This window comes from Qipengyuania flava, from assembly GCF_019448255.1.
Classification (GTDB): domain Bacteria; phylum Pseudomonadota; class Alphaproteobacteria; order Sphingomonadales; family Sphingomonadaceae; genus Qipengyuania; species Qipengyuania flava_A.
The window spans coordinates 1686396-1706774 of the sequence record NZ_CP080410.1 but is presented as its reverse complement, the minus strand read 5'-3'; the positions used below and the strand labels follow the sequence as shown (position 1 = coordinate 1706774).

Here is a 20379-nt window from a genome sequence, read left to right as displayed (position 1 = left end):
AAGGGCGCAGCAATCCTGTCGGGCGCACCATTCCCTCAGCGGCCAAAACGCCGGGAGACCGCGGCCAAGCAGGTTAGCAGGACGGACATCCCCGCCAGCAAGACACAGGTTCCGCCCCAGCCATAGGTGTCATAGACCCAGGTCGCGGCGAGGCTTCCCAGGCCGCCACCGATGAACATCAGGACCACATAGATCGTGGTCAGCCGCGTGCGCAGGTCCGGCTGTAGCGAAAGGAAGGTCATGCGCCCGGTCACGTCGATGCCGGGCCCAACCGTGTTCACCAGCACCAGGGGAATGAGCAGCCACCAGATGTTCGACGACAGGAACCAGAACAGGCTGATCCCCGCCAGCTGGACCAGCGCAAACACAAGCCGTGCCGTGCGCGGCCCGACCCGGTCGGACCACCTCCCCAGGCGCGGGGTCGAGAAAATGCTTACCGCGGCAATGGCTGCGAGATATCCAACGTCGTCCGTCCCATAGCCCATTTGCGGGCTTGTGAGATACAGCGCGAGCGCCAGCCACAAGGCGATGAACTGCGCGAAGTTGAGCCCCTGGATTGCGCCCGAAAGCAGGATCTCGCGGTGCTGGCGAATCAGCGGAAAGACCGAGAATACGAGTGCCAGGTACGGCGTTCGAACATCCGAGCGTTCTCCCGACTGCATGAGCCAGGGCAGGGCGATCGTCACGGCCAGCATCAGTCCGGTCGCGATCCAGTAGACCGCTCGCCAGCCGTAGACCTCTGCAACAACACCAGCGCCCACCCGGGCGACGAGGATGCCGAAGATCACGCCGGCGGTGAGTAGGGCAGTGACCTGCCCGAGCCGTTCCGGCGCAACCCGTTTCGAGGCGTAGGCGGGCAGCAGATAGGGCGCGATGGTGAAGAAGCCGAGGAGCGTCGAACCGGCGACGAAGCCTGCGAACCCCGCCGAGAAGGTCATCAACGCCAGCGATACTGTCTGCCCCGCGGCAAACAGGATGGTCAGGCGTTTGTTGGAGAAGCGGTCACCAAGCGGAAGGAGCAGCAGGATGCCGACCGCAAGCGCCAGCTGGTTTAGCGCCGGCACCAGTCCGATGCGCGCGTCCGATACTTCGAAATGCTGCGCCACATCCCCGATGATGGGGTGGATGTAATAAGCGTTGGCCGTGACCACTGCCGCCGCGACAGCGAGCGCGAATTCCTGGCCTCGCGTGAGAAGCGGCGGAGCGTTCAAGCAAGGAATCCGGCAGCGTGTGCGGTGTCGATCACGCCCTGCGCCAGCTCGACCGGGCGGTCCTCCTGGCAGAAATGGCCGCAGGTCGAGAGGGTGGTGTGCGGTTGGCCAGCTGCTCCTGCAACCCGCTCGATCAGGTGCTTTTCCGCACCCTTGGTCACCGGGTCGTCTTCGCCGAAAAGAGTGAGGAAGGGCTTGTCGTAGGCGGAAAGGGTCTTCCACGCTTCCTTGTTGTCCTCAACGCCGTCCATGCCGTCTTCGGCCGGGACGAGCTGCGGGAAAGCGCGGGCGCCCGCCTTGTAGGCCTCGGTAGGGAAGGGGGCGTCGTAGGCCGCGATTTCCTCTGCGGTCCGCGGCGTTGCCGTGGCGCGGTCGAGCAGGGGGCCGATGGCGAATTCGGGAGAGGTCTTCGCAAAATGCCGCCAGGCCGCGAATGCTTCGCTGGGTTTGCCGCCAACAGGCAAGAAGGTGTTGCTGGCCACGACGCAGGTAAAAAGGTCGGGATCGTGCGCGACCATGCGAAGCCCCAGGAGGCCGCCCCAGTCCTGGCAGAACAGCGCGGCGGGTCGCGGCTCGATCGCGTTGCGCCATTGTTTCAGCCAGTCGACATGGCGCGCGTAGGTATAGAAGCTCTGGTCGTCCGGCTTGTCGCTCTTGCCGAAACCGATGAGGTCGGGCGCAAGCACGCGGAACCCGGCATCGACCAGGATCGGGATCATCTTGCGGTAGAGGAAGGACCAGCTCGGTTCGCCATGGAAGAGCAGCACGGGCGGCGCGTCCTTCGCGCCTTCGTCGAGATAGTGCTGGCGCGCGGTCAGCCCGTCGCCGAGGTCCACCTCGAACCAGTTTTCGGCAAAGGGATAGTCGGGGATCGCGTCAAAGCGTTCGGCCGGCGTGCGCAGGATTTCCATCGGTCTCTCCTCTCGAAAGACCGGCAAATCCGGTCTTGATTCGAAACCTTAAGGCGTCTTGCGGCTAGTGTCACCCAACTGGCTGACGGGGACCGTCTCCTTGAAGGTATGGGTGACATAGGGGAACGGAATTTCGATCCCGGCGTCGTCCAGCGCCGCCTTGATGGCGCGCACGACCTTGTCCTTGCTCTCCCATCCGGCGCGCGGGGTAGAACCGGCCCACCAGCGCACGAGGAAGTCGACCGAGCTCGAATTGAATTCCTGCGCAAAAATATCGATGCCCTTGCTGGCAAGCACGTCGTCGACGTCCTCTACCGCGCGGCGGATGACATCGGCCGCGTGGTCGAGCTGGGTGTCGTAGGAAACGCCGACCACCACCTCGTGGCGGCGCTGGTCGTCATCGGTGAAGATTTCCACCGGGTTCTTGAACAGGATCGAATTGGGCACGACCGTCAGCTCGCCCGACAGCTTGCGGACATGCGTTTCGCGCAGGGTAATATGCTCCACCTTGCCGGTGATGCCTTCGCATTCGATGACATCGCCAATGCGCATTTTCTCGCGCACCATGATGAGCACGCCGGCAAGGAAATTCTCGAAGATGTCCTGGAAGGCAAAGCCGATCGCGACCGCGCCGATGCCAAGGCCTGCCAGCAGGCTGGCCGGGGTCAGATCGGGCATTACCACGATGGCGGCGATGAACAGGCCAAGCAGCCAGATGCCGAGCTTCACCAGCGTATCGATGAGGGCTTTCAGGCTGGCCCGGATCTCCGTCCGGCCGACGATCATGTCGGAAAAGCGCACCGCAAACCGCGCGAGAATCCACGTCAGGAAAACGATGAAAAGCGCAATGGCCAGGGTGGGCAGGGTCTCGATAAACCCTTCGCCCATGCCCTGCAGCTGGTCGCGCAGCGTAGCGATGTAATTCACGTGTGCGGAACTCCCTTTGCGCTGCAACGCAACACGGGCCGGGATGTTCCTGCAAGCGTTACGCGTTACCGTGTTCCTTGCGGGCGATTTCGTGCAGCCAGTCCGCGTGGCGCGGAGCGGTCTTGGTCTCGCTCCACTCGTCGAGCATCATCGGGGCGACGCGCTTGAGTTCCGCATACTGCTCGTCGGTGCCGATATCGGCGGCGAGTTCCACGCGGTGGCCGTTCGGGTCGAAGAAATAGATCGACTTGAAAATGCCGTGGTGGGTCGGCCCGAGCACATCGATACCAAGGCTTTCGATGTGCTCCTTGGCGGCCAGCAATTCGTCTTCCGATGCGACCCGAAAGGCAAGGTGCTGGACCCAGGCAGGGGTGTTCTCGTCGCGGCCCATGTCCTTCTGGTTGGGCAGCTCGAAGAAGGCGAGGATGTTGCCGTTCCCCGCGTCGAGGAAGACATGCATGTAGGGATCGTATTCGCCGGTCGAGGGCACGTGGTCTTCGGCAAAGGCAGTGGTGTAATCCATGCCCAGAACCTTGCCGTACCATTCGACGGTCTCTTTGGCGTCCTTGCAGCGGTAGGCGGCGTGGTGAACGCCGCCCAGCTTTACGGGATGACTTGCCGCTTCGCTCATTCCGCCGGCTCCGCTTCCACCTCGAGCACGCCGCGCTTGATCTGGTCGCGTTCCATGCTTTCGAACAGGGCCTTGAAGTTGCCTTCACCGAAGCCTTCGTCGCCCTTGCGCTGGATGAACTCGAAGAACACCGGACCGACCTGCGCTTCGGCAAAGATCTGCAGCAGCAGGCGGGGCTGGCCGCCCTCGGTGGTGCCGTCGAGCAGGATGCCGCGCATCTTGAGCTCGTCCACCGGCTCGCCGTGGCCCGGCAGGCGCTCGCCCAGCATTTCGTAATAGGTTTCGGGCGGAGCGGTCATGAAGGGGACGCCCAGCTCCTTGAGGTTGTCCCAGCACTGCACGAGATCGTCGCAGATCAGCGCGATGTGCTGGATGCCTTCGCCGTTGAACTCCTTGAGGAACTCTTCGATCTGGCCCTTGCCGCCTTCGCCTTCTTCGTTGAGCGGGATGCGGATCTTGCCGTCGGGCGCGGTGAGCGCCTTGGAGGTCAGGCCGGTATACTCGCCCTTGATGTCGAAGAAGCGGATTTCGCGGAAGTTGAAGAGCGTTTCGTAATAGTCCGCCCAATACTTCATGCGGCCGTTGTAGACGTTGTGGGTGAGGTGATCGATAACGTTGAAACCGGCGCCCTTGGGGAATTTCTCCACGCCCGGCAGGTACTCGAAATCGATGTCGTAGATCGACAGGCCATCACCGTTTTCGTCGGCGTAGCGGTCGATCAGGTAGACGATCGCGCCGCCGATGCCGCGGATTGCCGGAATGCGCAGTTCCATCGGGCCGGTCTCGACGGCCACGGGCTCGGCGCCGCGAGCGAGCAGTTCGTCATAGGCCGACTTTGCATCGCGGACGCGGAAACCCATGCCGCAGGCCGAGGGGCCATGTTCGCGGGCGAAGAACCACGCAGCGCTGCGCGGTTCGTAATTGAGAATGAGGTTGATCTGTCCCTGGCGCCACAGGTCCACATCCTTCGACCGGTGGCTGGCGACGCGGGTGAAGCCCATGGCTTCGAAAACCGGCTCGATCACACCCTTTTCCGGCGCGCAGAATTCGACGAATTCGAAGCCGTCGAGGCCAATGGGGTTCTCGAAGAGATCAGGCATTTCAGTCCTCATGCATGTGAATTGGTTTCTTGTGAAACTAGTTACGCTTGAAACCATGTTCTGTCAAGGATCGAACGGACGGGAGGGATGCGTAGTTCCGATTGCGCGGCGGACCGATGCTTGGCATCCTGCAGGGTGGAGGAGAGAGGCCATGATCGAAACACGAAAGGGCATAAACCACATCGCGCTGGTGTGCCGCGACATGAAGGAAACCGTCGATTTCTACACCGGTGTCCTCGGAATGCCGCTGATCAAGACGGTCGAATTGCCTGATGGCGGGCAGCATTTCTTTTTCGATTGCGGTGGTGGATCGAGCGTCGCGTTCTTCTGGTGGAAGGACGCGCCGGCCATGGCGCCCGGCATCGCCTCGGTGAAAGACTTTCCCTATGACGCGAAGACCGCGGTGGGCTCGATGAACCACCTCGCCTTTCACATGGACGAAGCCGATCTCGAAGCCTCGCTCGACAAGCTCGAGGCGGCGGGAGTCCCGCACACCCATGCTGTGGTCAACCACGACGACAGCCAGATGGGCGTTGCCAAGGACATGCACGAGGGCGTCTTCGTGCGTTCGGTCTACTTCACCGATCCCAACGGCATCATGATGGAATTCGCCGCCTTCACGAAGGATTTCACGCCCGAAGATGTCCGGCACGAACCGGCGCGGATGGACGCCTGATGCCGCGCCTTCGCGAAGTGCCGCGCGCCGAGGCGGACGAGACGGTTGTCCTCCCGCTCTACAATTTCCTCTTTGGCGAGCGTGACCCGGTGGCCGATCCCGGCACATCCACCGGCACGCCCGGCGACTGGTGGACGGTCTTCGCCAACTCTCCCGATACGCTCAAGCACGCCGCGCAAGGGTTTGCCTATTACCGCAGCCCGGACCGCAAGCTCGATCCGGTCCTGCGCGAATGGGGGCAGGCCTGGGCAGGGTGGGCGACCGGCAGCCAGTTCGTCTTCTCTCAGCACTGCAAGAGCCTCCGCGGTCTGGGCGTGAGTGAGGAGAAGATCGTCGCACTACCGCATTGGCAGGCGAGCGATGCCTTCGATGCTCGCGAGCGCCTTGTCCTTGCCTACACCGACCGCCTCGTGATGCATCACGGGCGTGTGCCAGAGGCGCTGTTCGCCAGCCTTCGCGAGGCGTTTTCGGACGAGGAAATCCTCGAGCTGACCTACATCACCTGCCTCTATTTTATGCATGGTGTGATGAGCCGGGCCCTGCGGACCGAGTTCGACGATCGTGACGACCCGATCACCGAAGTCGACGCGCCGGACGGTTTTTCGGCCGAGCGGTTCGTCCAAAGCTGAAAAGCTCGGGATTCCACGGCAGTTAGCGCTTGCGCTGCGACTCCAACTATGATTCTGTGTGCTTATGCGGCGCACGAACTCCATGGCAGCCATTCGCAAGGCAAAGGCAACGCAGCACGCTGCGCTCGCCGCGCTGCTTGCGATGGGCGGTATTGCCATTGCCGGGCCTTCGGGTCTCCTGGCGTGGAGCGAAAATTTGCGCCTGCTCGACCAGCGCCAGGCCCAGCTTGCCGAGATCGAGGCGGAGCGCGAAGCGCTGGAAAACCGCGTGGCCCTGCTGCACCCCGATGCCGCCGATCCGGACATGGTCGGCGAACTGCTGCGCAGCCAGCTGAACGTCGTCCACCCCAACGAGGTGGTCATCACCCTCGAAGACTGAGGCTGCGCGAAACCTTCGCATGCCGTAAGGGTTTTCGTATGCATTGCGCTTGCCCGTTGCGCGCGCGCGATGCCTGTGCCTATAGGCGCAACCGATATTCCTCCCCGGAAGAACAAGGACACCAGTCTTGGCCAAATCCCCCCGGAGCAAGAGCAGCAAAGCCAAATCGCCCGCTGAAGATACCGACTTCGTACTCCACTCGCTGCAAGAGGCGCTGGAGAAGGACAAGCGGTTCGATGCGAGCAAGGAGCAGATGCTCCACTTCTACGAGCAGATGCTGCTCATTCGCCGCTTCGAGGAACGGGCAGGGCAGCTTTACGGCCTCGGCCTGATCGGCGGGTTCTGCCATCTCTACATTGGCCAGGAAGCGGTCGCGATCGGCCTGCAGTCGGCACTCGACGGTGACAAGGATAGCGTCATCACCGGCTACCGCGATCATGGCCACATGCTCGCCTATGGCATCGATCCCAAGGTTATCATGGCCGAGCTGACCGGCCGTGAAGCCGGGATCTCGAAGGGCAAGGGCGGGTCGATGCACATGTTCTCGACCGAGCATAAGTTCTACGGCGGCCACGGCATCGTCGGCGCGCAGGTTTCGCTCGGCGGCGGGCTTGCGCTCGCGCACCAGTACAACAACGACGGCGGTCTGTGCCTTGCCTATTTCGGTGACGGCGCGGCGAACCAGGGCCAGGTCTACGAGACCTTCAACATGGCCAGCCTGTGGAAACTGCCGATCGTGTTCGTGGTGGAGAACAACCAGTACGCGATGGGCACCAGCACCGCGCGCTCCTCTGCGGAAACCGAATTCCACCGCCGCGGCACGGCCTTCCGCATCCCGGGCATGGACGTGAACGGCATGGACGTTCTCGAAGTGCGGCAGGCGGCCGAAATCGCCTTCAAGCACGTGCGCGACGGCAAGGGCCCGGTGCTGATGGAGTGCAACACCTACCGCTACCGCGGCCACTCCATGTCCGACCCCGCCAAGTACCGTACGCGCGAGGAAGTGCAGGACGTGCGCGAGCACAAGGATCCGATCGAGGGTCTCAAGAAGGTGCTGCTCGAAAACGGCTGCACCGAAGACGAACTCAAGGCCATCGACAAGGACATCCGCAAGACCGTGACCGAAGCGGCCGATTTCGCTGAAAGCTCGCCCGAACCGGAGGCAAGCGAACTCTACACCGATGTTCTGGTGGAGGAGTACTGAGCCATGGCTATCGAACTCAAGATGCCCGCGCTGTCGCCCACGATGGAGGAGGGCACCCTCGCGAAATGGCTGAAGTCGGAAGGCGACGAGATCGTTGCCGGCGACATCATCGCCGAGATCGAAACCGACAAAGCGACGATGGAATTCGAAGCCGTCGACGAGGGCACACTCGGCAAGATCATGGTCGAGGAAGGCACCGAGGGCGTAAAGGTCGGCACGGTCATCGCCATGCTGGCGGGCGAGGGCGAGGATGTCTCGGCCGCAGCCGAGGCCGCTCCGGTCGAAGACGTTCCGGGCGAAGGCAAGGACGTTGGCCGTCCCGACAGCTCTGGCGAGGGCAGCGAAGCGGAAATCGCCAAGCCTGCGCGCAAGGTCGACGTGAAGGACCCCGACGTACCAGAAGGCACCAATTTCATCTCCACGACTGTGCGCGAAGCGCTGCGCGACGGCATGGCCGAAGAGATGCGCCGCGACGAGCGCGTCTTCGTGATGGGCGAGGAAGTCGCCCAGTACCAGGGCGCCTACAAGGTTACCCAGGGCCTGCTCGATGAATTCGGCGCCAAGCGCGTGATCGACACCCCGATCACCGAATACGGCTTTGCCGGTATCGGCACGGGCGCGGCGATGGGCGGCCTTCGCCCGATCGTTGAGTTCATGACCTTCAACTTCGCCATGCAGGCGATCGACCACATCATCAACTCGGCGGCCAAGACCAACTACATGTCGGGCGGCCAGATGCGCTGTCCGGTCGTGTTCCGCGGCCCCAACGGCGCAGCAAGCCGTGTCGGTGCGCAGCACAGTCAGAACTACGGTCCGTGGTACGCCAGCGTCCCCGGCCTGATCGTCATCGCGCCCTACGACGCGGCCGACGCCAAGGGCCTGATGAAGGCAGCCATCCGCTGCGAAGACCCGGTGGTCTTCCTGGAGAACGAGCTCGTCTACGGCCGCAGCTTCGATGTGCCGGACGTTGACGACTATGTCCTGCCGATCGGCAAGGCACGCATCATGCGCGAAGGTTCGGATGTTACCATCGTCGCCTATTCGATCGCTGTTGGCCTTGCTCTGGAAGCCGCTGAAGAGCTGGCTGGCGAGGGCATCGATGCCGAAGTCATCGACCTGCGCACGCTGCGTCCGCTCGACAAGGACGCGATCCTGACCTCGCTAGCGAAGACGAACCGTCTCGTGATCGCGGAAGAGGGCTGGCCGACCTGTTCGATCGCTTCGGAAGTCATGGCGATCTGCATGGAGGATGGCTTCGACCATCTCGATGCACCAGTCACCCGCGTGTGCGACGAAGACGTCCCGCTGCCTTACGCTGCGAATCTGGAAAAGCTCGCGCTGATCGACACGCCGCGCATCGTGAAGGCGGCGAAGAAGGTCTGCTACAAGGACTAAGCCTCAGGTATCGAGCAGGAAAATCGGTCGCGTGAAGGTGATGGGGACATCGTTGAACCCCATGAAGCCCATCACGCTGCGTACGTTGTAGGTGGTGACGATCTGGTACTCGATCGCGCCATCGACGCGCTGGGTACCCGGCTGCGTCACGGTCGCGGTGAAGCGCGCGCTCTCCAGCGCGTAGGGCATCGACGTGGCAATCGTCGCAGCCTGGGTCTGGATAGTCGCAATCGTGATCTCGTTTTCCTTCTGGTACTCGATCACGGCGTAGCGCGAGGTGTCGGCGCTGACGTTGCGCAGCGCGTTGTAGGCCTGCATGCCGAGGCCAACCTGCAGCACGCCCAGGAACGCACCGAAGATTACCGGCACGAGAATGGCGAATTCGACCATCGTCGCGCCGCGGGTGTCACGGACCAGTTGGCGAAGGAAATGAGTCATCCGATCTGCACCGTCCTTACGACCGAATAGTTGAACGGCGAGCCGAAGGCGACTTTGGCCCACACAGGCGTGTAGGTGTCGGTTAGCGAGATTTGTACATACTTCGAGAATTCGGCGGTGCAGCCGCTGGTGTCATCGACGTATGCCAGATCGGTTCCGCAGCGGAATTTTTCGGCAATAGTCACGTTGCTATCGCCGAGGCCGGTGGACGTCTTCACGATGGCTTTCAGGGTATCGCGCTCAGCGGAATCGGCGGGTGGCGAGGCGAGGGCGATCTGCGAGGCTTCTGCGGCCGCGTTCTGCAGCTCAACCTGACGCGAGATGATCATGCCTGCTTCAAACGCGCCGATGCCCATCAGGACAAGGGCAGGGGCGACGAAGGCCGTCTCGATGACGACCGCGCCCATGCTGTCGCGAAGGAGTTCCGTAATCTTGCGCATCAGGTCACCAGACGGATGGAGATGGTGTTGCCTCCGATATCGAAGGAGGTCGCGCCGGTCGGCACGCAGAAGCTGTCGAGATCGTTCGTTCCGGTAAACTCCAGCTGGCCGGCCGCGAGCATCATGCACTGGCCCGATACCGAGGAGTTGCCGTTAAACTTGGCCTTGCGGCCGGGCATGTAGAGAATGCCTTCCAGCTGCATATCCGCGCCGCCGTTGATCTTGACATCGGCCGTCGAGTTTGGATCGAAGATGAGCATGCCGGCCATTCTCGCGGCGTCTTCGGCTGCGACGCTGTAGGTGTTGATGAGCCTGCTTTCGGAAATGCCGCTCATGCGTACGACCGATTGGGCATTGAGCTTGAAGCGTTCCGAACCCGAACCGCTCAGCACCAGCATCACATCGTCGCCCGTGACGGTGTGGTTCTGCCCGAAATCCAGCACCCCGGTAATCGTGTAGACGCCCGGATTGAAGAAGGTGTCGCAGCTGATGGTGACGTTGTTGTAGGTGCCGGGATTAAGGGTTGCCGAAGTCGTCTCGACCACTTCGGTGTCGTAGCCACCGGACTGCGAAACGCCCGTATATGTGTAGGAGATGGTCGTGGTCTTCATCTCGTAAATTTCCTGGTTCTTTGAACCGGAAACCGGCCAGTTACGGCCTGTCCACTCGGACGTTTCGCTGATTACCCGGGTTTCGCCCTCGCTCGCGTCATTCGCGACAGTCTGGCTGCCGAGGTCGGTGTCCTGCGAGGTGTCAGCTGCGGCACCCGAATAGCTAACCTGAGTTTTTGCGTTGTTCTGGTTCTTGCCCTGCCAGTAGGTGTAGGCGACGTCGTCGGTCTGGACGACATTGGCCGTAGTCGTTGTCGATCCGTTCGGAGTCTGGACCGTCTGCGTCGTCGTCACACAGCCGTAGGTCTGCGGCGACGTGCTCTGCGGCGGGGTGAGGCCATCATACGGATTGCTGAGGTTATTGATATATTCGCGGATCGTGCCGTTGCCCGCGAGACCGGACTCGATCCCGCCGGCAGCGATGATATCGCCGAGCGTCACGCTGGGATTACCATTTTTCACGATGGCCGTGCTCGAGGTCGACAGTGTGCCTGCGCCGCAGGTGACAGTGCCCGACGCCGTACCGCCAATCGTCAGCGCGCCCGATGCCGAAGTGTCAAGCGCGAGGAGGCACGTCGTCCAATTGGTTGCTGCCTCAAACGTCGCCTGGGCGTTCGCAGTGATCGTGGTCGGCTTGCTGATGACGACCTGCGAAAACGGCAGGTTGACGGTCACGGTTGAGGTTACCGTCACGCTGTTCTGCGTGCCGCCGTTGTAATCGGCAAGCGCGACGACGGGCGAGGTGGTCTTGCCCGAGAGCGCACCGAGGTTTGCGCTGAATTCCTGGTCCGCGCGTGTTTGATAGGTCGCCTGCGTCGCCGTTTCGGCGCGGGCCCAGGCGCCGGCAATGGCGCCCTGGTCGACCGCATACTGCAGTTCGCGCTTCCACATGTACCACTGGGTCATGTCGACAGCCATGCCCGAGCTTCCGATCAGCACCGGCATACCCAGCGCCATCAGGATCATGGCGTTGCCGTTGGTGTCGCTCTTCAGGTTGCCGAAGAGATTGCAGATCCGCTTGGTCAGCATGGTGTCCTCACAGGGTTTTGTTCCACGCTGCATTAGCCAAGCGGCATTACTCGATAGGAAATTTGCATGGTTAGCGAGCGGTAGGCGCGTATGGTTAACGCCCCGTTTGGACTTTGCGCAAAGCCGCAGCTTGACAGGGATTTGGAGGGAGGCTCTTGCACGGGCGATGGCTGACGATCTCGTTCACGAATTGCCCGAAGCAACCCGTTTGGCGCTGGCGAGCGCTGGGGGAAACCGGACCCAGTGGCTCACCTTTTTTGCACTCGATGCGCGAGTCGGTGGTTATGTCCTCGGGGCTCAGGAACCCCTGCTGGCACAAATGCGCATCGCCTGGTGGCGCGATGAACTGGCGAAGGCCCCCTCGATGCGTCCGCAGGGCGACCAGCTGCTCGATGCGATTGGTTCGGAAACGGAAGGATTGCGTGAACTCCTCGACGGGTGGGAGGCTCTCTTGGCTGAGGCGCCATTGGGCCGCGAGGGCCTCGAGCCCTTCGTGTCCGGCCGCGCGACAGCAGTGCAGGGCCTTGCACGCCGGTTGAGCGTGAAACACCTCGAAGGAGCCGGAACGGCTGCGCGACTGTGGGCGCTCGCCGACCTCGCATTCCGACTGCCTGATGAAAGTGATCGCCAGCTCGCGCTGGATATGGCCGAAGGGCTCACGATGCGATCGCCCGCTTTGCCAAAGCCTTTGCGTCCGCTGGCAGTCCTAGCCGGATTGTCGCGCCGGGCACTTGCTCGTGGCGGAGCGCCTCTAGTGGGCGACCGGTCCAGTCCGTTCGTTGCCTTGCGCTTGGGGCTCTTTGGCCGCTAAGGCTATGTCCTTGCGGGAAAAGGAGTTTGTCCATGAACCGGATCGTCCTGGGTGCGCTGGCCACATTGGCCTTGCTGGGTCTGGGGACATTCTGGTGGCAGGGCAGGGCGCAGGTCGAGCAAGGCGCTCCTCCGCCCGAGGTTGCTCCGACAGAAGAACCGCTGCCCGAGGTTCCCGAATCCGACCCCGGCGACCTGGTTGGCCCCGCACCGCCCGAGGCCAGCGAGCTAACCAAGGAGCAGCGCCGCTTCTTCCGCTATGACCGCAACCGCGACTGGCGCATCACACGCACCGAAATGCTCTCCACCCGGTCCGACGCATTCCGCAAGCTGGACAAGGACGGCAACAACCTCCTCGATTTCGAGGAATGGGCCGTAGCTACGGTCGACAAGTTCGAAGGCGCCGACAGCGATGGCGACAACGAGCTGACGCCGGCAGAGTTCGCCACGACCGCGCCGAAACCCCGCAAGGCTAGGCGCTGCGCCTGCTAGCTCAGGCGGGGACGGTTTCCATCGCCGAAAGCCAGGCGCCGAAGTCTTCCTTGGCCCTGTTCGTGTACGCCTCCTTGCGGACCTTCTTGCTCACGTCGTGCAAGGGCGGGAACAGGCCGAAATTGACGTTCATGGGCTGGAAGGTGTCCGCTTCAGCATCGCCTGTGATGTGCGAGAGCAGCGCGCCAAAAGCGCTGGTGCGCGGCGGCGGTGCCCAGTCGTGTCCCGCTATCTCGGCTGCCGCCATCATGCCCGCCATGAGGCCGACGGCGGAGCTTTCGACATAGCCTTCGCAGCCCGTGATCTGGCCTGCAAAGCGGATATGATCGCCGCCCTTGAGGCGCAGCTGCCGGTCGAGCACCAGCGGCGAATTGATGAAGGTGTTTCGGTGCAGGCCGCCCAGGCGCGCGAATTCGGCGTTTTCCAGGCCCGGGATTGTGCGGAAGAGCTCGACCTGCGCGCCGTATTTCAGCTTGGTCTGGAAGCCGACCATGTTCCACAGCGTGCCGAGCTTGTTGTCCTGGCGCAGTTGCACCACGGCATAGGGCCAGCGGCCCTGCGGGTGCTCTTCGGTGGTGTCGTAAGGGTTGTCTAGGCCGACGCCCTTCATCGGCCCGTAGCGCAGCGTTTCGACCCCGCGCGCGGCCATAACCTCGATGGGCATGCAGCCGTCGAAATAGGGCGTGTCCGCTTCCCACTCCTTGAATTCGGTCTTGTCGCCATCGATCAGGCCCTGGTGGAAGACGAGGTACTGCTCCTTGGTCATGGGGCAGTTGATATAATCGCCGTCCTCGTTGCTCGCCTCGGTTCGCTTGTTCCAGCGCGACTGGATCCAGCACTTCGACATATCGATGCTGTCGCGGTGCACGATCGGCGCGATGGCATCGAAGAAGGCGAGGCGGTCCTGCCCGGTCGCCCCGACGATGCTCTCGGCCAGCGCCTGCGCGGTCAGCGGTCCTGTGGCAACGATGGTCGGGCCGGAGGAGGGCAGGGCGTCAAACCGCTCGCGCACGACGGTGATGTTGGGATGCTCTTCGAGCGTGCGCTGGACTTCAGCCGAGAAGACATCGCGGTCCACCGCCATGGCCGAACCGGCGGGTACACGCGCCACTTCGCCCGCGCGCATTATCAGGCTGTCGAGCCGGCGCATTTCATGATGCAGCAGGCCAACGGCGTTCTTCGTATCGTCATCGCTGCGAAAGCTGTTCGAACAGACGAGTTCGGCTAGGCCATCGGTCTGGTGGGCAGGCGTCATTTCGCCGCTGCCGCGCATTTCCGACAGGCGGACCTTGAAGCCGCGGCGGGCGAGCTGCCACGCGGCTTCGCTCCCGGCAAGACCGCCGCCGATGATCTGGATGTCATGGGTCATGCCGCGCCTAATAGGGATGCAGCGGGGATGCGTCGAGAGGCGTGGTTGACAGGAGGATTGGCGGACATAGGGCATTCGCCCATGAAACGTCTTTTCCTGACCCTGTCGGCAGCCCTTGTCCTGGCCCAGCCCATGCCTCTTTCGGCGGCCGAGCCGACCGTGTGCGAGGCCGAGACCTGCTACACGGCAGACGAGGCGAGGGCAGAGCTCGAAACGCTCTACACTATGATGCGCGATGCGCATTTCGACATGTTCGCCCGTGTGCCTGAGGCGGAATACCGCACGCGCTTCGAGCAACTGAAGGCCGAGATCGATGGTTCGGTATCGAAGGCGCGCCTTCTCACGCTGCTCCAGCAAACGCTGGCCATCGGCAATGTCGGCCACGCGCGTACCATGGCCCCGCTGCTGGAAGTGTTCGGTGAGCTGCAGTCGGGCGGGTCTTTCTTCCCGCTCTCGGTAATCGTGCGCGATGGCGAAGTGCTGCTCGACCAATGGGCGGATGACACGAACCGGTTTCCTCCAGGATCCGCGATTATTGCGATGGATGGTGAGCCGATCGGGAAATGGCTCGCGCGATTGCGAACCCATGTTTCGGCCGACAACGAGCGGCTGTTTCATTCGCAGCTCGAGCAGCTCTTCCCGCTGCTCCTAAAGGTTGAGGCCGAGCCGAAACCCTCCTTGCAGCTTGAGGTGCGCTGGCCCGACGGCCGCGTTGCAAGAGGCGCGCTGCTTGCCACGGATTACGGGACCTATGTCACCAGGCGCGATGCCCGCCCACCTGTGCGGCCTGCGCGGGACAGCAATGCCCGAATATACCGTATGCTCGAGGAGAATATCGCCTATCTCCAGCCCGGCCCGTTCTACAATGTGCCAAGCGATGAAGGCGCAACTGCTGGCGGCTACACGGTCGCGCCCGTAGAGGCATTCTACACCGAAGCTTTCGACAGCTTTGCCAAGGCCGGCGCGCGGGAGCTTATCATCGATTTGCGGGGCAATCCGGGCGGCGACAACTCGTTCTCCGATCCCCTTGTCGCGCGTTTTGCCGATCGCGATTTTGCCTTTGCCTCGACGTTCACCCTGAAGGCCAGCGCCGCAACGAAAGCCCGGCATGCCGACAACCCCGCAACCGATGAACTGGGCCGGCGCCTTCGCGCCGGCGAGGCTGCGACGCCCAACGGCGAGTTATACGAGGTCGAACTGCCGCGCGTGCAGCCGCGAACGGAAAACCGCTTCGACGGCCCCGTTTATGTGCTGATCGACCGTAACAGCTACTCGAACGCGGCGGTGATGGCCGCGCTGGTGAAGGACTATGGCTTCGGAACCATAATCGGCGAGGAAACGGCCGACCTGCCGACGACCTACGGCTCGGTAGAGAAGTTCACGCTGCCTTTGACAGGTGCGGAAATAGACTATCCCAAGAGCTTTATCGTCCGCCCGAGCGGCGCGATCTCGGCGCGCGGCGTCGTTCCCGACATCGAGCTTGCCCCGCAGCCTCTCGGCGTTGTCGAAGACAGAACGCTGGAGAACGCGGCGGCGCTGGTGGTTTCGCGGCGCGAAGACGGGTAACCTCTGCGCTTTCCAACGAAAGGCGACACATGCCCAAGGCCGCGCTTGCCAAACACCGTCCATGGCTGCTCGCCGCGCTGATCGCGGGGGTCAGCTATTTCTTCGTGTCGGACGATCCGATCGGCGGCGTTTGGCTGATGCTGTGGAAGGGGGCGGGTGTCGCGTTCCTGGCCGTTTACGCCGCGTTTCGCGGAGTCGGAACGGACGGGCTGCTCATTGCAGCTGTGCTGCTCTTTGGCGCTATGGGCGATGTTGCGCTGGAGGTCAGCTTCCTGGTCGGCGGCGGCCTGTTTGCGGTGGGCCATCTGATCGCCATCGCGCTTTACCTGCGCAACCGGCGGGAGAGCACGACAGGCAGCCAGCGGCTTGCCGCCATCGGCCTGGTAGTGCTCACGCCCCTCATCGCTGGGCTGATGACGTATCCGCTCACAAACTGGACGCTGGCGACGGCCTATTCGGGCCTCGTAGGCGCGATGGCGGCGGCCGCGTGGATGAGCCGGTTCGGGCGCTATCGTGTCGGGGTGGGGGCGGTACTGTTCGTGATCAGCGACCTGCTGATTTTCGCGCGGGAGGCATCGGTCCTGCCCGATCTCGTTACGGGATGGCTGATCTGGCCGCTCTATTTTGGTGGGCAGTTCCTGATCGCGGTCGGGGTGGTGCAAACGCTCCGTAAGGACCGCAACTTGCCAGTCGCCTAGCCATCCCAGGCCGCGATGGTCGTTCGGTGGAGTTCGCGCCGGTAGCCGTCGTAGCCGCCGGTCGCTTTATGCAGCAGCGCGCGGTTGTCCCACAGGACCAGCATGTCGGGCTCCCAGACGTGGCGGTAGACGAATTCGTCGCGACCCTGCCATGCGGCTAGTTCTTGCAGGAGTGCGAAGCCCTCGGCGGCCTCCATTCCGTCAATGCCGATGATATAGCCGAGCGTGGAATAGAGGCATTCCATCCCAGTTTCGGGATGCCGCTGAACGAGCGGGTGGGTTTGTGTGGCGCGGGCACTTTCGTCCGGACGAATCGCCATCGAGCGGCTCGTGTCCTTCTCACCGTACGTGCCTTCGGGCGCATAGGCGAGCTGAGCGCTGTGGATCGCGGTGAGGCCCCGCAGCTGCTCTTTTCGTTCTTCGGGCAGCGCGTCAAAGGCCGCCGCCTGATCGGCATAGAGCGTGTCCCCGCCCATGGGCGGGATCTCGACCGCCATCAGGCAGGTGCCTGCGGGAGGACGCTCGAGAAAGCTCCAGTCGCTGTGCCAGTTCTCGGCGAACAGCGGGCTTTCCTCGTCCGCTTCGCGCAGGATCGCCGCGATATGGGTGCGGCCTGCTATCGGGTCGAAGAACGGGTCTTCTCCGAAACCGCCCATCGCGAGGGTAAAGGCTTCGAGTGCGTCGTCATCCATCCGCTGGCCGGGGAAGGCGAGGACCTTATTGTCCAGCCAGATGGCGCGGATTTCGGCGGCAAGCTCAGCGGAGATGGGCTGCGTAAGGTCGAGCCCGGTCACGCGCGCGCCGCACGCCTGACCGGAAGGCTCGACCGTCAGGCTCATCCGCCCGGTTCCCCGTCGATGTTCTTGTCCGAATGCGCGGTGGTGTAGGGCTCGGTCTTGTCGAGCCCGCCGCGATCGGCGATTTCGTCCGCCACCGCCTCTTCAGCCGCGTTCTCCGGCTCTTCCGTCTCGTCGATGCGTGCCGCGCCGACGATCTGTTCGCCCTTGGCGACATTGAAGATGCGCACGCCCGAAGAACCGCGGCCGGAAATCGAGAAACCTTCGTGGTTCTCGAAACCGCCTTCCACCAGGTGGCGGAACTGCAGCGGCAGGCGGATCAGCTTGGCCTGATCGGTCACCAGCATGAGCTGCATTCCGTGGCGGACCGGGAAGCTGGCCACGACCGGACCGTTGCGATCCGGATTGCTGGTCGGCTCGCCGATATTGGTCAGACCCTGGCCGCCGCGGCCGGTCGTGCGGTATTCGTAGGCCGAGGAGATCTTGCCATAGCCATTGGCGGTCAACGTCAGAATGAACTCTTCCGCTTCGGCCATTTCGGCGACCTTGTCGGCTTGGAGCGTGGGCGCGTTTTCGTTGTTCTTCCAATCCGCCGCGCGCAGATACTGGTCGCGCACTTCGGTGTCGCGTTCGCCCGCGTCGAGGACCGCCATCGAGACGACTTTTTCGCCGTCCTTCAGCTTCATCCCGCGCACACCGATACCGGTGCGGCTCTTGGTTTCGCGCGCATCGCTGGCGGCAAAGCGAATGGCCTTGCCTGCATCGGAGGCGAGGAAGACTTCCTGGTCTTCGGTCAGCAGGCGCACGCCGATCAGGCGGTCGCCGCTGCCTTCGACGAAGCCCATGGCGTATTTGCCGTTGCTGGGCACGTTGGTGAAGGCATCCATCGAATTGCGGCGGACCATGCCCTGTTCGGTCGCGAAGACGATGTTGAGGTTCGACCATTCGGCCTCGTCCTCGGGCAAGGGAAGCACGTTCGTCACGCGCTCATCATCGCCGAGCGGCAGCAGGTTGACCATCGGACGGCCCTTGGTCTGCGGACCGCCCTCAGGCAACTTCCAGACCTTGAGGCGATAGACGCGGCCGGTGTTGGTGAAGAACAGCACCGGATTGTGCGTCGAGGTGACGAACATCTCGACCACGGCGTCTTCATCCTTGGTCGCCATGCCGCTGCGGCCCTTGCCACCGCGCGCCTGCGCACGGAAGGCGTCGAGCGGGGTGCGCTTGATGTAGCCGCCGTGCGTGACGGTCACGACCATCTCTTCGCGCTCGATCAGGTCTTCGTCCTCGATCCCGTCCCATGCGGGTGCGATCTCGGTGATGCGCGGCGTGGCGTAGGTCGCGCGGATTTCCTCGAGCTCTCCGCGCATCACGCCGTAAAGCTTCACGCGGTCGGCGAGGATCGAGAGGTATTCCTCGATCGCGAGGCTGAGTTCCTTGAGCTCGTCGCCGATCTCGTCACGGCCCAGCGCGGTGAGGCGGTGGAGGCGCAGGTCGAGGATGGCCTTCACTTGCCGTTCCGACAGGCGGTAGGTGCCGCCGGTCTGCTCGTCGGTGGGCTCGATCGCTTCGACCAGCGCGATATACTGCGCGATGTCCCCGATGGGCCATTCCTTGGCGAGCAGCTTGGCGCGGGCATCGGCCGGGTTTGACGATCCGCGGATCATCGCCACGACCTCGTCGAGGTTCGAGACCGCGACCACGAGGCCGAGCAAGATATGCGCCCGTTCGCGCGCCTTGTTCAGTTCGAACTTGGTGCGCCGGGTGATGACCTCTTCGCGGAAGCCGATGAAGGCCTGGATGAAGTCACGCAGGGTAAGGACTTCGGGGCGGCCGCCGCGGATTGCGAGCATGTTGGCCGGGAAGCTGGCCTGCGCCGGGCTGTAGCGCCAGATCTGGTTGAGGACGACTTCGGGCGAGGCATCGCGTTTCAGGTCGACGACCACGCGCACGCCTTCGCGGCTCGATTCGTCGCGGATGTCGGAAATGCCCTCGATCCGCTTTTCCTTCGCCGCTTCGGCGATCTTTTCGACGAGGCCGCTCTTGCCGACCTGGTAAGGGATCGAGGTGAGGACGATCGACTGGCGATTTCCCTTGGTCTCGACCTCGTGGCGGGCGCGCATCAACACCGAACCACGACCGGTGGTGTAGGCGGCGCGTGCACCCGACTTCCCGAGGATAAGCGGTGCCGTCGGGAAATCCGGCCCCGGAATGATCTCGAACAGTTCTTCCGACGTGATCGCCGGGTTCTCGATGAAGGCAAGGCAACCGTCGATCACTTCGCCGAGGTTATGCGGCGGGATGTTGGTCGCCATGCCGACCGCGATACCGCCAGCGCCATTCACCAGCAGGTTGGGGAAGCGGGCGGGAAGTACCGAGGGTTCCTGCCGCGAGCCGTCGTAGTTGTCGGTGAAGTCGACCGTGTCCTTGTCGAGATCGTCGAGCAGCGCGTTGGCCACGCGGGCCAGGCGCGCTTCGGTGTAGCGCATCGAGGCCGGCGGATCGGGGTCCATCGAACCGAAGTTCCCCTGGCCATCGACCAGCGGCACGCGCAGCGACCACTCCTGCGTCATGCGAGCGAGTGCATCGTAGATCGCAGCGTCGCCGTGCGGGTGGTAGTTACCCATCACGTCGCCGACGATCTTCGCGCTCTTACGATAGGGGCGGCCGGCGACGAAGCCGCCTTCCTGGCTGGCGAAAAGGATGCGGCGATGCACCGGCTTCAGGCCGTCGCGCACATCGGGCAGGGCGCGGCTGACGATCACGCTCATCGCGTAATCGAGGTAGCTGGTCTTCATCTCATCGACGATGTCGATGCGCGCGTAATCGTCTCCACCGGAGGCGGGGGTATCCAGAATGTCGGTGTCGTCGGACAAAACGTGAATTTCCGTACTGCGAACTGCTTATGTTCTGTGAAGGGCAAACTTAGGCGAACAGGGGGGGGAGCGCTACCTTGGCGGGGAACCAAAGCCCCGTTTCGAGCGCTTTTTCCACATATGGGTACTGTCTGTGCGGATGGTAACCATGAACGCCGGGGCGGCGCTGCATTCAATCCTCGTTCAGCCC

Annotated in this window: 20 protein-coding genes; 9 read left to right on the top strand and 11 right to left on the bottom strand. The window is 63.1% G+C overall.

Annotated elements, in window-relative coordinates:
- Positions 1–35 precede the first annotated feature (35 nt).
- Genes KUV82_RS08430 through hppD form a run of 5 tightly spaced genes read right to left on the bottom strand, consistent with a single transcriptional unit; the run spans position 36 to position 4780 of the window.
- The gene (locus KUV82_RS08430; RefSeq protein ID WP_219953858.1) at positions 36–1211 is read right to left on the bottom strand and encodes an MFS transporter; all 1176 of its coding nucleotides are present in this window, start codon (positions 1209–1211) and stop codon (positions 36–38) included.
- Positions 1208–2122, bottom strand: a complete 915-nt coding sequence (locus KUV82_RS08425; protein ID WP_219953857.1) for a haloalkane dehalogenase — start codon at positions 2120–2122, stop codon at positions 1208–1210. Before KUV82_RS08425 ends, KUV82_RS08430 begins: the two co-directional genes overlap by 4 nt.
- A 48-nt stretch (positions 2123–2170) precedes the next feature.
- Positions 2171–3049: a mechanosensitive ion channel family protein gene (locus tag KUV82_RS08420; protein ID WP_258319690.1), complete on the bottom strand. Its 879-nt coding sequence runs from the start codon at positions 3047–3049 to the stop codon at positions 2171–2173.
- 58 nt (positions 3050–3107) lie between these two features.
- Complete coding sequence (locus KUV82_RS08415; protein WP_219953856.1) at positions 3108–3680, bottom strand: VOC family protein; 573 nt, start codon at positions 3678–3680, stop codon at positions 3108–3110.
- Positions 3677–4780, bottom strand: a complete 1104-nt coding sequence (hppD, locus tag KUV82_RS08410; protein WP_219953855.1) for a 4-hydroxyphenylpyruvate dioxygenase — start codon at positions 4778–4780, stop codon at positions 3677–3679. The genes KUV82_RS08415 and hppD overlap by 4 nt, the downstream gene beginning before the upstream one ends.
- 151 nt (positions 4781–4931) lie before the next feature.
- On the opposite strand from hppD, the gene KUV82_RS08405 reads away from it, so the two are divergent.
- The 5 genes from KUV82_RS08405 (at position 4932) to KUV82_RS08385 (ending at position 9063) form a co-directional block, all read left to right on the top strand.
- The gene (locus tag KUV82_RS08405; RefSeq protein WP_219953854.1) at positions 4932–5456 is read left to right on the top strand and encodes a VOC family protein; all 525 of its coding nucleotides are present in this window, start codon (positions 4932–4934) and stop codon (positions 5454–5456) included.
- Complete coding sequence (locus tag KUV82_RS08400) at positions 5456–6085, top strand: carboxymuconolactone decarboxylase family protein (RefSeq protein ID WP_219953853.1); 630 nt, start codon at positions 5456–5458, stop codon at positions 6083–6085. Before KUV82_RS08405 ends, KUV82_RS08400 begins: the two co-directional genes overlap by 1 nt.
- Before the next feature lie 82 nt (positions 6086–6167).
- Positions 6168–6464, top strand: coding sequence for an FtsB family cell division protein (locus KUV82_RS08395; RefSeq protein ID WP_258319689.1), 297 nt, complete (start codon positions 6168–6170; stop codon positions 6462–6464).
- A 127-nt stretch (positions 6465–6591) separates the two neighbouring features.
- Positions 6592–7668: a pyruvate dehydrogenase (acetyl-transferring) E1 component subunit alpha gene (gene pdhA / locus KUV82_RS08390; RefSeq protein WP_219953851.1), complete on the top strand. Its 1077-nt coding sequence runs from the start codon at positions 6592–6594 to the stop codon at positions 7666–7668.
- A gap of 3 nt (positions 7669–7671) precedes the next feature.
- Complete coding sequence (locus KUV82_RS08385) at positions 7672–9063, top strand: pyruvate dehydrogenase complex E1 component subunit beta (protein ID WP_219953850.1); 1392 nt, start codon at positions 7672–7674, stop codon at positions 9061–9063.
- 3 nt (positions 9064–9066) lie between these two features.
- Here KUV82_RS08385 and KUV82_RS08380 read toward each other — a convergent pair whose 3' ends face one another.
- The 3 genes from KUV82_RS08380 to KUV82_RS08370 are packed head-to-tail and all read right to left on the bottom strand — an operon-like array spanning position 9067 to position 11581.
- Entirely contained in the window at positions 9067–9501 is a 435-nt protein-coding gene (locus KUV82_RS08380; RefSeq protein WP_219953849.1) for a TadE/TadG family type IV pilus assembly protein, read from the bottom strand.
- Positions 9498–9941 carry a TadE/TadG family type IV pilus assembly protein gene (locus tag KUV82_RS08375; RefSeq protein WP_219953848.1) on the bottom strand — a complete coding sequence of 148 codons (444 nt, stop codon included), beginning with the start codon at positions 9939–9941 and terminating at the stop codon, positions 9498–9500. The genes KUV82_RS08380 and KUV82_RS08375 overlap by 4 nt, the downstream gene beginning before the upstream one ends.
- Positions 9941–11581 carry a TadE/TadG family type IV pilus assembly protein gene (locus KUV82_RS08370; protein ID WP_219953847.1) on the bottom strand — a complete coding sequence of 547 codons (1641 nt, stop codon included), beginning with the start codon at positions 11579–11581 and terminating at the stop codon, positions 9941–9943. The genes KUV82_RS08375 and KUV82_RS08370 overlap by 1 nt, the downstream gene beginning before the upstream one ends.
- Positions 11582–11747: 166 nt before the next feature.
- Between KUV82_RS08370 and KUV82_RS08365 the strand changes: the two genes are divergently transcribed.
- Positions 11748–12392 carry a hypothetical protein gene (locus KUV82_RS08365; RefSeq protein WP_219953846.1) on the top strand — a complete coding sequence of 215 codons (645 nt, stop codon included), beginning with the start codon at positions 11748–11750 and terminating at the stop codon, positions 12390–12392.
- A 32-nt stretch (positions 12393–12424) separates the two neighbouring features.
- Positions 12425–12883: an EF-hand domain-containing protein gene (locus KUV82_RS08360; protein WP_219953845.1), complete on the top strand. Its 459-nt coding sequence runs from the start codon at positions 12425–12427 to the stop codon at positions 12881–12883.
- 1 nt (position 12884) lies between these two features.
- Here KUV82_RS08360 and trmFO read toward each other — a convergent pair whose 3' ends face one another.
- Positions 12885–14252, bottom strand: coding sequence for a methylenetetrahydrofolate--tRNA-(uracil(54)-C(5))-methyltransferase (FADH(2)-oxidizing) TrmFO (gene trmFO / locus KUV82_RS08355; RefSeq protein WP_219953844.1), 1368 nt, complete (start codon positions 14250–14252; stop codon positions 12885–12887).
- Positions 14253–14333: 81 nt separating this feature from the next.
- On the opposite strand from trmFO, the gene KUV82_RS08350 reads away from it, so the two are divergent.
- Positions 14334–15818, top strand: coding sequence for a S41 family peptidase (locus KUV82_RS08350; RefSeq protein WP_219953843.1), 1485 nt, complete (start codon positions 14334–14336; stop codon positions 15816–15818).
- A 29-nt stretch (positions 15819–15847) separates the two neighbouring features.
- Positions 15848–16516: a lysoplasmalogenase gene (locus KUV82_RS08345; RefSeq protein WP_219953842.1), complete on the top strand. Its 669-nt coding sequence runs from the start codon at positions 15848–15850 to the stop codon at positions 16514–16516.
- On the opposite strand, the gene KUV82_RS08340 is transcribed toward KUV82_RS08345, so the two are convergent.
- Both KUV82_RS08340 and gyrA read right to left on the bottom strand, forming a co-directional pair.
- Positions 16513–17355, bottom strand: a complete 843-nt coding sequence (locus KUV82_RS08340; protein WP_219953841.1) for a TauD/TfdA dioxygenase family protein — start codon at positions 17353–17355, stop codon at positions 16513–16515. The two genes, KUV82_RS08345 and KUV82_RS08340, sit on opposite strands and share 4 nt — an antisense overlap.
- Complete coding sequence (gene gyrA, locus KUV82_RS08335; protein ID WP_219953840.1) at positions 17352–20189, bottom strand: DNA gyrase subunit A; 2838 nt, start codon at positions 20187–20189, stop codon at positions 17352–17354. Before gyrA ends, KUV82_RS08340 begins: the two co-directional genes overlap by 4 nt.
- Positions 20190–20379 lie beyond the last annotated feature (190 nt).